General features: G+C 52.3%; 9 protein-coding genes and 1 pseudogene. 1 reads left to right on the forward strand and 9 read right to left on the reverse strand.

What is annotated here, in order from left to right; translation table 11 throughout:
* Positions 1-158: 158 nt before the first annotated feature.
* The 7 genes from M8370_RS21535 to M8370_RS21565 form a co-directional block, all read right to left on the reverse strand.
* Entirely contained in the window at positions 159-917 is a 759-nt protein-coding gene (locus M8370_RS21535) for an amino acid ABC transporter ATP-binding protein (protein ID WP_250021701.1), read from the reverse strand.
* A gap of 7 nt (positions 918-924) precedes the next feature.
* On the reverse strand, positions 925-2028 hold the full coding sequence (locus tag M8370_RS21540; RefSeq protein ID WP_058651437.1) for an amino acid ABC transporter permease: 1104 nt from the start codon (positions 2026-2028) through the stop codon (positions 925-927).
* A gap of 9 nt (positions 2029-2037) precedes the next feature.
* Positions 2038-3219: an amino acid ABC transporter permease gene (locus M8370_RS21545; protein WP_013099003.1), complete on the reverse strand. Its 1182-nt coding sequence runs from the start codon at positions 3217-3219 to the stop codon at positions 2038-2040.
* Between the two features lie 67 nt (positions 3220-3286).
* Positions 3287-4312 carry an amino acid ABC transporter substrate-binding protein gene (locus tag M8370_RS21550; protein ID WP_013099002.1) on the reverse strand — a complete coding sequence of 342 codons (1026 nt, stop codon included), beginning with the start codon at positions 4310-4312 and terminating at the stop codon, positions 3287-3289.
* A 451-nt stretch (positions 4313-4763) separates the two neighbouring features.
* Positions 4764-4985, reverse strand: a complete 222-nt coding sequence (locus M8370_RS21555; RefSeq protein ID WP_250021702.1) for a lipoprotein — start codon at positions 4983-4985, stop codon at positions 4764-4766.
* Positions 4986-5278: 293 nt separating this feature from the next.
* Positions 5279-8392, reverse strand: coding sequence for an efflux RND transporter permease subunit (locus M8370_RS21560; RefSeq protein ID WP_250021703.1), 3114 nt, complete (start codon positions 8390-8392; stop codon positions 5279-5281).
* An 11-nt stretch (positions 8393-8403) separates the two neighbouring features.
* Positions 8404-9543, reverse strand: coding sequence for an efflux RND transporter periplasmic adaptor subunit (locus tag M8370_RS21565; protein ID WP_013098999.1), 1140 nt, complete (start codon positions 9541-9543; stop codon positions 8404-8406).
* A gap of 386 nt (positions 9544-9929) precedes the next feature.
* Between M8370_RS21565 and envR the strand changes: the two genes are divergently transcribed.
* A complete protein-coding gene (gene envR, locus M8370_RS21570) occupies positions 9930-10649 on the forward strand; it encodes an acrEF/envCD operon transcriptional regulator (RefSeq protein WP_074144863.1) in 720 nt (239 codons plus the stop codon).
* Here envR and M8370_RS21575 read toward each other — a convergent pair.
* Both M8370_RS21575 and M8370_RS21580 read right to left on the reverse strand, forming a co-directional pair.
* Positions 10565-12646 (reverse strand): annotated as a pseudogene (locus M8370_RS21575) (putative bifunctional diguanylate cyclase/phosphodiesterase). The gene envR and the pseudogene M8370_RS21575 overlap by 85 nt on opposite strands.
* 139 nt (positions 12647-12785) lie before the next feature.
* Positions 12786-12950 carry a DUF2556 family protein gene (locus tag M8370_RS21580; RefSeq protein ID WP_013098997.1) on the reverse strand — a complete coding sequence of 55 codons (165 nt, stop codon included), beginning with the start codon at positions 12948-12950 and terminating at the stop codon, positions 12786-12788.
* Between the last annotated feature and the right edge of the window lie 182 nt (positions 12951-13132).

A 13132-nucleotide genomic window follows, 5' to 3' on the forward strand; every position in this document is an offset into this window, starting at 1 on the left:
GCGCCGATGGTAGTGTGGGGTCTCCCCATGTGAGAGTAGGGAACTGCCAGACATCAAACAAGTGAAAAGGCCATCCGAAAGGATGGCCTTTTTGCATTTCTACACTGCACATAGCGTAGGCCGGGTACGGCGAAGCCGCCACCCGGCATAACAAACGACTAGTGAATCACCTGTGACAGGAATGCTTGCGTGCGTTCTGACTTCGGATGCGCAAAGAACTCATCCGGTGGCGCCTGTTCAACAATCTCTCCGCGATCCATAAAGATCACCCGGTCAGCCACGGTTCTGGCGAATCCCATTTCGTGAGTCACGCACAGCATAGTTATTCCAGATTGCGCCAGCCCAATCATGGTATCCAGAACTTCTTTCACCATTTCAGGATCCAGCGCTGAAGTTGGCTCATCAAACAGCATAATTTTGGGCTTCATGCACAGTGAACGGGCGATAGCCACACGCTGCTGCTGGCCACCCGATATCTGGCCTGGAAATTTATTGGCGTGTTCAGCAATACGTACACGTTCCAGATAGTGCATCGCTAACGCTTCAGCTTCCTTTTTTGGCATTTTGCGCACCCAAATCGGCGCAAGCGTACAGTTCTGCAGCACCGTCAGATGGGGGAACAGGTTAAAGTGCTGAAACACCATCCCGACTTCCTGACGCACGCGTTCGATGTTGCGAATGTCTTCATTCAGTTCGATACCATCTACAACAATACGCCCCTGCTGATGCTCCTCAAGGTGATTGATGCAGCGAATGGTTGTCGATTTCCCGGACCCGGAAGGGCCGCAAAGGACAATGCGTTCGCCCTGCTTGACCTTAAGATTGATATCTTTCAGGACGTGAAATTGTCCGTACCATTTATTTACGTTTTCCAGCGTAATCATCGCGTCGGCGGGTGTCATAGTTATTTGGCTCATAATTTCCTCAGTGCGGTGTACGCCCGGTGTTAAAGCGCTTTTCCAGATGCTGGCTATAGCGCGACATGCTAAAACAAAAGATCCAGTAGATCAGAGCAGCAAAGACATATCCTTCGGTGGACATGCCAAGCCAGACAGGGTCAACCGTTGCCTGTTGCACGCTGCTAAAGAGATCGAACAATCCGATAATGATCACGAGGCTGGTATCTTTGAAGAGGGCGATGATCGTGTTCACCAGCCCGGGGATAACCAGCTTGAGTGCCTGCGGAAGTATCACCAGCCCCTGTGTTTTCCAGTAACCGAGCGCCAGTGATTCCGCAGCCTCATACTGCCCTTTAGGCAATGCCTGCAGACCGCCACGCACCACCTCCGCAACGTAGGCTGACTGGAACAGAATGACTCCTACCAGGGCACGGATCAGTTTGTCTATCGTCGTGCCTTCTGCCATAAATAATGGCAGCATGACCGAAGACATAAAAAGGACGGTAATAAGCGGTACACCGCGCCAGAACTCAATGAAAATAACCGAGAGCACACGGACAACGGGCATTTTTGAGCGACGGCCAAGCGCCAGTAAAATGCCCCACGGCAGTGCGCCAGCGATCCCAACAGAAGCAATAATCAGCGTCAGCGTTAGGCCGCCCCACTGTCGGGTTTCCACGCGTTCCAGCCCCAGGAAACCACCGTACAACAGCACCCACACAACAATCGGATACACCACCGCCCAGCAGGCGATGTACCGTCCGCGTTGCGGCAGCCTTTTCCAGAACATCACGGCGATGGAGAGCAGCCCAATAACCAGCGCCAGATTAATTCGCCAGCGTTGTTCGTGCGGATACAATCCATACATGAACTGACCAAAACGCTCGTGGATAAACACCCAGCAAGCGCCAGCTTTTGTACAATCTGCCCGGGTTGAACCGACCCAGTTAGCCTGCAAGAAAGCCCAGTTAATGAGTGGCGGGATCAACTCCCACATCAGCCACAGACAAATTATTGTCAGCAGACAGTTACCCCAGCTGGAGAACAGATTCTTACGCGCCCAGAGAATAAAACGTCCACCTGTCGGGTTGGCAGGACGCGAAGAGTGCGACAGTATCGCTTTTGTCATCATAGTTCCTTAGCGCTCGACCAGTGCGATACGGCGGTTATACAGGTTCATCAGCAACGAGATCGCCAGGCTGATAATCAGATAGACGGACATAGTGATGGCAATAGTTTCAATGGCCTGTCCTGTCTGGTTAAGCACGGTGCCGGCGAACAGTGACACCATATCCGGGTAGCCAATTGCGGCGGCCAGCGACGAGTTTTTGACAATATTGAGGTACTGGCTGGTCAGGGGCGGAATGATGACACGTAACGCCTGTGGAATAATGACCTGTCGAAGCGTTACCGTATGAGGTAACCCCAGAGAGCGTGCTGCCTCGTGCTGTCCATGCGGGACTGCCTGGATCCCCGCCCGAATGATTTCGGCGATAAACGCAGACGTATAAATGGAAAGGGCCAGGGTCAGGGCCGCCAGTTCAGGAATTAACACCATCCCGCCCTGGAAGTTAAAGCCCCGCAGATGTGGGACATCCCAGTGTAACGCGGCACCAAAAAGCCAGTGTGTCAGTAGCGGCAGACCGATAATCAAAAGCGCCGCAATTGGCCATGTCTTGCGAAGCTGCCCGGTTTTGATCTGATGTTTGCGGTTATAGCGAAATAGCCCGGCAGAGAGGGCGAGCGCGATGATAATCGCGGCGATAAAAGCATATATCCCTTCTGCGAGTTCAGGAGAAGGAATATAGAGCCCACGGTTGCTCAGGAAAAACAGATCGAAGGCATCGACAGCCTGACGTGGGCCCGGAAGGTTACGCAGTACGGCGAAATACCAGAAAAAAATCTGCAGCAGCGGCGGGATATTACGGAACGTCTCAATGTAAATGGTGGACAGCTTTCGCAGCAGCCAGTTATCTGACAGGCGAGCGAGGCCAATAAAAAAGCCCAGTATGGAGGCGAAAACAATACACAGCGCGGAGACCAGCAGTGTATTGAGTAAACCGACGAGGAACACGCGGCCGTAGGTATCGCCTTCCTGATAGTCAATAAGATGCTGAACAATGCCAAAACCCGCACTGCGATCCAGAAAAGCAAAGCCGGAGGTAATACCGCGATTATTCAGGTTGGTAACCGTGTTATGAATTAAATAAATGGCGATAAGAACAACCGCAAGAATGGCAATAATCTGGAATAGCCAGGCGCGGACCGCGGGATGAGAAAAGGATAACGATCCTTTTACGGGGGAGCGGCGATGGAACATAAAGAAACCTCGGTAACCATGACTCTGGAGTGGGCACTGCGTTCACAGTGCCCGTTACAGCAAAGACTTAACGTACTGGCGGTGCGTACTGAATACCGCCGTTATTCCAGAGATTGTTCTGGCCGCGTTTGATCTTCAGCGGGCTTTCCGATCCCACGTTGCGCTCAAAGATCTCAGCGTAGTTGCCCACCTGTTTAATGATGTGGTACGCCCACTTGTTATCCAGCTTCAGATCCTTGCCAAAATCGCCTTCTGTGCCCAGCAGGTGTGCCATATCCGGGGTAGAGGGTTTGGCGGCTTTCTCATCGACGTTTTTCGAGCTGATGCCCATCTCTTCTGCATTTAACATGGCGAACAGGGTCCAGCGAACGATAGAGAACCAGTCTTCGTCGCCACGGCGAACGACGGGTCCAAGGGGTTCTTTGGAGATGACTTCAGGCAGGACGATCCACTCTGCCGGGTTACTCAGCTTAATACGCAGCGCGTAGAGCTGTGACTGGTCAGACGCCAGCGTATCGCAACGGCCAGATTCCAGCGCTTTGGCTGATTCATCAGAGCGATCGAATGTCACCGGGGTGTACTTCATATTATTCGCTTTGAAATAATCGGCGACGTTAAGCTCGGTATCGGTACCGGCCTGAATACACACGGTCGCACCGTCCAGCTCTTTGGCGCTTTTCAGACCCGCTTTATTGTGGGTAAGGAAACCGATGCCGTCATAATAGGTGACACCGGTGAATGACATCCCCATTCCTGCATCACGGGAGGAGGTCCAGGTGGTATTACGGGAGAGCATGTCCACTTCGCCGGACTGCAGCGCGGTGAAACGTTCTTTGGCCGTCAGCGGGGTATATTTTACTTTGCTGTCATCACCGAAAACGGCAGCGGCGACGCCCCGGCAAACGTCAACATCGATACCGGTAAATTTGCCGTTAGCATCGGCATAAGAGAAGCCAGGCAAACCGTCGCTGATACCGCATTGAACAAAACCTTTCTTTTTCACGGCATCCAGCGTTGTGCCCGCATGGGCCTGACCCGCAACAGCAAACAACATACCCGCAGCGGCCAGGCTGGCTATCATCGTCTTTTTCATAATGCATCCTGTGTGGCTAAATTTATCGTTATTTAGGTGTTTTAAACACTTTTACCCATCTGTGGCGTTGGCCGACGTTTATATAGCAAACGTAATGCCAGGTTTCGCGCTCGATGAAATAAGCGATAAGTGAACGCTTAATGCTGAGTGTAGACAGGCTTAAATAAAAGGAGCGCCCCGAAACGGTGCGAAATTACAACCTGTGCCACAAATCGGAGCAAAACTTTTAAGGAGGGTCAGAGAAAAAGAAGAGATAGTTTCCGGAGTGAATATTGGCCGGGTGTTCAATAATATGAATGGGTGAAAATCATTAAAACTGAATACAAAATTAAAAAGGGGAAGTGAAAAAGAGGTGACAGGCTTCTGGCTAAAATTAATGGTGTGAATAAATACGGGTACTGCACTCATTCAAAGCAAAAGCGCGGCCAGAGCCGCGCTTTCTGAACAGATGTTATCGGGTCAGGGCAACAATACCCAGCGTCAACCCCGCCACCGCGGCAGCACCACCAGCGATAGCACCTGCTGTTTCCCAGTTATCCTGAGTGGTACCTTTCATACAGGTATTGGTATGAACCAGTCGGCCCTCATCGTCGTATACCGGTACACATGGAGAGTCGTGCGCGCATCCAGCCAGCAGCGCAGCGAGTAGTGCAACGGAAATGAATCTTTTCATGATGTTACCTCAGTATTATTTCGCGTCCGCTATAAAGCCAGGAGGGCTATTAACGAACTGGAGGTTATTTTACCACCGGGATAAGCCCACGTTACACGAGGAATAATCTCAAATTATGTTGTTTGTAAACATCGTGGAGAAAAGTGTTTCGTCAGAACGAATTAATGGAGAAATTATGGAGTAACAACGTGGCGTTCTTACTTAATGCAAACTGACTCTTTTTAACACTGCGATCTTAATACACTGTTTATCTTAAAATAAAAAAGGCACCAGAGGTGCCTTTCAGGTATTCATTACTCTTTATGGCGCGTAAAGCGTCGCCGGACGACCACAAAGAAAACGGGCACGAAGAAGATAGCCAGAAGCGTTGCGGAAAGCATGCCCCCCATGACCCCTGTCCCGACCGCGTTTTGCGCACCGCTCCCGGCGCCATGGCTGATCACCAGCGGCATGACGCCAAGAATAAAGGCGAGCGAGGTCATCAGGATCGGTCGAAGGCGCATTCTCGATGCTTCCAGCGTGGCTTCAATGATGCCTTTACCCTCTTTTTCCATCAGATCTTTGGCAAACTCAACGATCAGAATGGCGTTTTTAGCCGACAAACCAATTGTTGTCAGTAAGCCCACCTGGAAATAGACGTCATTGTTCAAGCCACGTAACGCTGCTGCAAACAGCGCCCCAATGACTCCCAGCGGGACCACCAGCATCACTGAGAAGGGAATGGACCAGCTTTCGTAAAGAGCAGCCAGACACAGAAACACCACAATCAGTGAAATAGCGTACAACGCAGGCGCCTGATTTCCGGAAAGTCGCTCCTGATAAGACATTCCTGTCCAGTCATACCCGATGCCGGAAGGCAGTTTTGCAGCAAGACTTTCCATCAGCGCCATGGCCTCACCGGTACTTTTACCGGGGGCGGACTCACCGATGATCTCCATGGATGGCATCCCGTTATAGCGCTCCAGGCGAGGTGAACCGTACACCCAGTGCGAGGTGCTAAAGGCGGAGAAAGGTACCATCTCACCATTTGCGCTGCGTACATACAGGTTGCTGATGTCACCAGGCAGCATACGGAAGCGCGCATCGGCCTGGACATAGACCTTTTTCACGCGGCCATGATCGATAAAGTCATTTACATAAGTTCCACCCAGGGCCGTCGAGATGGTCTGGTTGACATCAGAAAGACTGATGCCCAGCGCCTGAGCCTTCTCCTGGTCGACATCCAGTTTAAACTGCGGGGTATCTTCCAGACCATTTGGCCGCACGCGCACCAGCATGTCAGGGTGCGCTTTCACCATTCCGAGAAGCTCATTTCGCGCCTGCGTCAGCGAGGTATGCCCCAGGTTTGCCTGATCAATCAGTTCGAAGTCGAAGCCCGTTGCGGTTCCCAGTTCGATAATCGCAGGCAGGTTAAACGGAAATACGAGCCCATCTTTTATCTGACTGAAGGCTTTTGTCGCGCGGCCAACAATCGCCTCAACGCTATTTTCCGCCCCCGGTCGTGCTTCCCAGGGCTTCAGGCTGATGAAGGCAATCCCGGCGTTCTGGCCCTGGCCGCTAAAACTAAAACCATTAACGGTAAAGACAGATTCAACATTGGCCTTCTCGTTTTTCAGATAATAGTTCTGGACCTGATCGAGGACCTGCTGCGTACGCGTCTGGGTCGCACCGGCCGGAAGTTGAACCATCGTCATAAATACCCCCTGGTCCTCTTCGGGCAGGAAGGAGGTGGGCAAGCGCAGGAACAGCACCGCCATACCACCCACAATGATGATGTACACCACCAGGTAGCGTCCGGTCTTGCGTAAAATGCCGCTCACGCTGTTGCTGTAGTGCTCCACGCTACGGTCAAAAAGCGCATTAAACCAGCCAAAGAAACCGCCTTTCTTTTCGTGGTGATCGCCGGATACCGGTTTAAGCAGGGTTGCGCACAGCGCGGGGGTCAGGATCAGGGCGACCAACACGGAGAGCGCCATTGCCGAAACGATGGTCAGCGAAAACTGCCGATAGATGGCCCCGGTCGAGCCACCGAAAAATGCCATCGGGATAAAGACCGCCGACAGCACCATGGCTATACCCACCAGTGCGCCCTGAATCTGTTCCATCGACTTCTGCGTCGCCTCTTTCGGCGGCAGTTTGTGTTCTACCATCACGCGTTCGACGTTCTCAACGACCACGATGGCATCATCAACCAGCAAGCCTATTGCCAGCACCATCCCGAACATCGTCAGGGTATTGATGGAGAACCCGAACGCCGCCAGCACCGCGAAGGTACCCAGCAAAACAACCGGCACCGCGATAGTGGAGATAAGCGTCGCGCGCAGGTTTTGCAGGAACAGATACATCACCAGGAAGACGAGAATGATCGCTTCAAACAGGGTTTTCACCACTTCGTGAATAGAGATCTTCACAAACGGCGTGGTGTCGTACGGATAAACCACCTTCAGACCCTGTGGGAAGAATTGCTGCAGTTGCGCCAGCTTGCTCTTGATGGCCGACGCCGTATCCAGCGCATTTGCACCGGTCGCCAGCTTAATCCCCAGGCCGGTTGCGGCCTGCCCGTTGATTTTGGTCACCATATTGTAGTTTTCACCGCCCAGTTCAATGCGTGCGACATCCTTCAGATGCACCATCGAGCCGTCCTGGTTCACCTTCAGCGTCACGCGGCCAAACTCTTCCGGTGATTTCAGGCGGGTTTGCGCAATGATCGAGGCGTTCAATTGTTGGCCCGGCACGGACGGCGTTCCGCCTAGCTGGCCTGCCGCTATCTGGTCATTCTGGGTTTTCAGTTGATTAATAATGTCCAGCGGCGTCAGCTGGTATTTATTCATCGCGTTACTGTCGAGCCAGATGCGCATTGCATACTGGGCACCAAACAGCTGAACATCACCCACCCCAGTGGTTCGACTAATGGCATCTTTCACATTCGAGGCGACGTAGTCGGAAATGTCATCCTGCGAGAGGCTTTTATTGTCTGAAACAAAGCCAGCCACCAGCAGGAAGCTGCTGCTGGACTTCTCAACGCCGATCCCTTGTTGCTGCACTTCCTGCGGCAGCAGCGGCATGGCGAGCTGAAGTTTATTCTGAACCTGAACCTGGGCGATATCCGGGTCTGTACCAGACTCAAAGGTCAGGGTGATGGTGACATTACCTGCAGAATCGCTGGTGGATGACATATACATCAGGTTATCGATGCCGTTCATATTCTGTTCGATAACCTGCGTCACGGTATCCTGCACCGTCTGCGCATCTGCGCCAGGGTAGGTTGCGGTTATGGCAACCGCGGGTGGGGCGATAGTCGGATACTGCGCTACAGGCAGTTTGAGGATCGCCAGCCCACCTGCAATCATCAAAATGATGGCGAGTACCCAGGCGAAAACCGGCCTCTGGATAAAGAAATTAGCCATGACGTCGTTCCTTAACCGGCTGGAGTCGTAGAGGTATCGGGTGTGGCGACGACGGTAGCCCCAGGTTTGGCTTTTTGTAACCCACTGACAATCACGCGGTCACCGTTTTTCAGCCCCTCTGTGACCAGCCAGCGATCGCCAATGGCCTGAGAGGCAACGACGGTGCGTGACTCAACCTGGTTTTTGTCGTTAACAATCAGGACGGTTGCATCCCCACGCGGCGTGCGGGTGACGCCTTGCTGTGGGATCAGAATCGCATTCGGCTGCGTACCCTCATTAATGCGGGCGCGTACAAACATTCCCGGTAACAGCAGGTGTTGCGGATTCGGGAAAATCGCCCGCAGAGTGATGGAGCCAGTGCTTTCATCAACCGTCACATCAGAAAACTGCAGCGTGCCTTTTAGCGGATAGGGCTGACCATTCTCCATCAACAGCTCGACGGTGCTGGTGGTCTCCCCTTTTTGCAGGCTTGTCTGCTTCAGACGCATAAAATCATTGCTGGACTGGGTGACATCGACATACATCGGATCCAGTTGCTGTACCGTTGCCAGGGCGTTTGCCTGGCCGTTGGTGACGAGAGCTCCCTCGGTCACGCTGGATTTACCAATGCGACCATCGACGGGAGAGGTGACTTTGGTATAGGCAAGGTTGATGCGTGCGCTTTCAACTCCTGCTTTTGCAGCAACGACGCTGGCATCCGCCTGCTGAGCCGTTGCTACGGCCTGGTCGTACTCCTGCTTACTGACATACTGTGTGCCCACCAGCGGGAGATAACGTTTCACCGTCAGGTGCGCAATATTGGCTGCCGCCTGGGCTTTCGCCAGCTCTCCTTTTGCGCTGTCATACGCCGCCTGATAGCTGGCGGGATCGATCTGATAAAGTGACTGGCCAGCTTTGACATCGCTGCCTTCGGTGAAATTGCGACGCAGGATAATGCCGCTAACCTGAGGACGCACTTCCGCAACGCGAAACGCATCTGTTCTGCCCGGCAGCTCTGTTGTCACAGTGAGGGGGGCACTTTTGACAATGTGTACACTCACCTGAGGCGGCTGCGGTTGATGTTGCTGATTTTCCTGCCCATCGCATCCGGCAAGCAGTGCGGCGCAGACAATAAAACCGGTTAAGGGCAAGCGTCTGAAATGATTCGTCATTACTGTTCCTTTAAATACCCATTAACCGATATTTCCGTGGATCGGTGACAGGGCAGGGGACAAAAACAAAAAATGTAGCTGCGTATAATAATGAGGGTATTTAATGTTTTTTAATTTATAAGTGCGGATAAATGCGGCAGGAAAGAAAATCAGAAGAAGGCTTTGCGTTTACAGCAATATACTTTAACAAAAGTAATCAGGAGAGTGATGTTTCATAGAGGGCATTCATCTGTTTTGTGAATTTAATTATTGATATGTATTTACCTCAGTTATAAATAAAGCGAATTGACTTTTTTTGTGCAGAATTCACCTTGTCTTTCATGAATACTTCCGATTACAAAACCCTACTAAACAGCTTAATTCTTGTGAGTAACGAGTAGTCGTCCATGGCGCGTAAAAAGAAAGCAGAGGCTCAACAAACCCGTCAACAGCTGATTGAAGCGGCTATCGGGCAGTTTGCGACACGTGGCGTAACCAACACAACGCTGACAGATATCGCCGATGCGGCAAAGGTGACGCGTGGGGCCGTCTACTGGCATTTCACCAGTAAAACAGAGATATTTAATGCTATCTGGGAACAGCAATTGCCGCTTCGCGATCTCATTCGTGACAGACTTTCTCTTTCCGAAAAAGATGATCCCTTGTTAATGCTTCGTGAGCAATTTATCACTGCGTTGCAATATATTGCGCATGAGCCTCGCCAGTGTGCGCTGTTACAGATTTTGTATCATAAGTGTGAATTTACCAGTGATATGGTTTCCGAGTATGAAATCAGGAAACGTATTGGTTTCAACAATGATTTTCTGCGTGCGACACTGGAGCGCTGTATTTCACGAAACATCATTTCTTCGCAGGTGAATGTGGATTTAACGTTGATAGTGTTCCACGGATTTTTTAGCGGAATAATTAAAAACTGGTTAATGAATAACGACAGCTTCAACCTCTATCAACAGGCACCTGCTCTGGTCGATAACATTCTGGCGACACTCCCGGTGGTGCGCGTGTCGCCACATGAAGAGGCTTACGACTCGGTGTCGGGCAAGATCTCTCCCTGCTCGCAAAGCGTTTCAATGGTCTGCGCGCTGACAGGTTTCCCTAACAAATAGCCCTGAAGGGTATTACAGCCCAGTTCCGTCAAAAAGGCTTGCTGTGCTTCGGTTTCCACCCCTTCAGCCACTACTTTCAGATTCAGCGTTTTCGCCAGGGCGACAATCGCGGAGACAATGGTCGCATCTTCGCTTTCTCCACTGAGCTCTTTTACAAACGCCCTGTCGATTTTCAATTCACAGGCGGGTAAGCGTTTAAGATACAGCAGGCTCGAGTAGCCGGTACCAAAGTCATCAATAGAGGCTTTCACACCCGCATTCGTCAGCTCTGTCAGCACCCGCACGCTCTCATCCGGGTTACTCATCGCAGTGGTTTCCGTCACTTCAAGGATCAGCATTTCCGGCGGCACCTGGTGACGTGTCAGACAATCAAGCACCGTACTCACCAGCGAAGGTTGTTCAAACTGAAGTGTCGACAGGTTCACCGCCATTGACCAGTTTTGATGCCCTTTAAGGTGCCATTCCCGCAACTGGCGGCAGGCTTCGTTGATAACTCAGTTGCCAATGGGAATGATCTGTCCCGTTTTTTCCGCCAGCGGCAGGAACAGGTCTGGCGTCAGCAATCCCAGCTTCGGGTGTTGCCAGCGCAGGAGTGCCTCAAACCCGAGTACGGGGCCTGCCGGCGCATGGAATTTGGGCTGATAATGCAGCTGTAGCTCATTACGATCGATGGCCAGCCACAGATCGTTCATCAGCTGCAGATGGGTTTGCGCCAGCGTGTTCATGGAGGGCTGGAAAAAGTGATAACCGTTACGGCCCATATGCTTGGTGTGGTACATCGCCGCATCGGCGTTAAACATCAGCTCGCGATCGGTTTTGCCATCGTGAGGATAAAGCGCAATGCCAATACTGAGGGTCACCACCAGCTCATACGGATCCACATTGAATGGACTATCGATAGTGCGCACCAGGGCATTGGCAAGGGAGGCTGCATCGTCCGGCCCCCCAACTTCTGCCAGCAGAACAAATTCATCACCGCCAATACGTGCAAGGGTGTACTGGCCTTTCAGGGGGAGCAGCAGGCGTTGCGTAACGGCAACCAGCAGTTTATCGCCGACATCATGCCCGTAGGCGTCATTGACGGTTTTAAAGCCGTCGAGATCCATAAACATCAATGCGAAATGCGTGCCTTCACGGTCTGCTTTGTTGATGGCCTGATCGAGTCGATCTTCCAGCAGGATACGATTGGGCAGGCGCGTCAGCGTATCCTGTAGCGCCAGCTGGGCCAGCTCCCGGTTTGCTTCCGCCAGAGACGAGGCGAGGAGAGAGGTGCGTGCCTGCAGGCGCGCATCCAGCATCGACACCAGCAGGGTGATACCAAGGATGGCGAGTGCGACAACGCTCACCAGCACGGCCAGCCAGCTGCCGTTAATCCCCTCATGGTGAGCCATGGTCGACACTGGAAACTGTGCGGCTTTCATCCCCGCATAATGCATTCCGGCAATCGCAATTCCCATCGTGATTGCGGCACCCATGCGCATCAGCGCGACCTGAGCGGCCTCATGACGCAGGCGGAACGTCAGCCACAGTGCCGCGAGCGACGCAGCAAGCGCAATAGCGACTGATATCGCCACCCATGTTTTATCCCAGATAATACCGGGCGTAACCTCCAGGGCCGCCATGCCGGTGTAATGCATGGCCACGATACCGGTTCCCATGACTAGTGCACCGGGCAGCAGACGGCGCAAACGCAGCTGCTCGCTGCTGACAAGCCACAGCGCAAACAAGGATGAACCCACGGCGATAACCATCGATAACCCCGTCAGGGTGGCGTTGTAGCTCATGCTCATGGAGAGATCCATCGCCAGCATGCCGATAAAATGCATCGCCCATACGCCAATACCCATTGCAACACCGCCACCGGCCAGCCAGATGCGCGCTGCCACGCCCTGACTTCCCGCCACACGCGCGGCCATATTCAGCGCGGTATAGGCAGCAAGGATAGCGACAACAAAGGAGAGGACGACAAGGATATGGTTGTATTGGCTAACCAGCATGATCGGTTCAACTCGAGTGTGAGGTTACGCAAGGGCGGTGGTGAAGGGCGAGACATTATCATCGTAAGGTAATGACTCAAAGGGATTTAAATCCCCGTTTTTATTAAGTGATTTCGGGGTTTTTGACGACGTTGGCGGCTCAGTCCAGCTCTGAACAATTGACGAGTTTAAGCGGGTTCACGGAATCCATATTGCGACACTTATCGGTTTCGGTGCTCATCAGTTCAATCCACTGCATCAGCAGCGCATCAAAGAGAAAAACTGAGACAGCAAAGACAACCAGCCACCAGTATTTACGAATCATTATGACATTCCGGAAGAAGAGAGCCAGTAAGGTGGTGGAAATATACACGAAAAGCGGCGGTTGAAAAGTGGGGAAAGCGAAGGTTTACAAAGCGTTGACGGTGGCAAATGTGGAGCAATAAAAAAGGCGCATCCCCATGCCAGGTAGCGCCTTTTTAAACAAGCATTTCGCTAACCGAAATT

The sequence above is a fragment of the Enterobacter cloacae complex sp. OE43NF genome (assembly GCF_023544405.1).
Taxonomy (GTDB): Bacteria; Pseudomonadota; Gammaproteobacteria; order Enterobacterales; family Enterobacteriaceae; genus Enterobacter; species Enterobacter cloacae.

Coding starts and splice junctions, on each gene's coding strand:
- M8370_RS21540 (WP_058651437.1), bottom strand. CDS start 2,028: ATGACAAAAGCGATACTGTCGCACTCTTCGCGTCCTGCCAACCCGACA.
- M8370_RS21545 (WP_013099003.1), bottom strand. CDS start 3,219: ATGTTCCATCGCCGCTCCCCCGTAAAAGGATCGTTATCCTTTTCTCAT.
- M8370_RS21580 (WP_013098997.1), bottom strand. CDS start 12,950: ATGATTCGTAAATACTGGTGGCTGGTTGTCTTTGCTGTCTCAGTTTTT.
- M8370_RS21550 (WP_013099002.1), bottom strand. CDS start 4,312: ATGAAAAAGACGATGATAGCCAGCCTGGCCGCTGCGGGTATGTTGTTT.
- M8370_RS21560 (WP_250021703.1), bottom strand. CDS start 8,392: ATGGCTAATTTCTTTATCCAGAGGCCGGTTTTCGCCTGGGTACTCGCC.
- envR (WP_074144863.1), top strand. CDS start 9,930: ATGGCGCGTAAAAAGAAAGCAGAGGCTCAACAAACCCGTCAACAGCTG.
- M8370_RS21555 (WP_250021702.1), bottom strand. CDS start 4,985: ATGAAAAGATTCATTTCCGTTGCACTACTCGCTGCGCTGCTGGCTGGA.
- M8370_RS21535 (WP_250021701.1), bottom strand. CDS start 917: ATGAGCCAAATAACTATGACACCCGCCGACGCGATGATTACGCTGGAA.
- M8370_RS21565 (WP_013098999.1), bottom strand. CDS start 9,543: ATGACGAATCATTTCAGACGCTTGCCCTTAACCGGTTTTATTGTCTGC.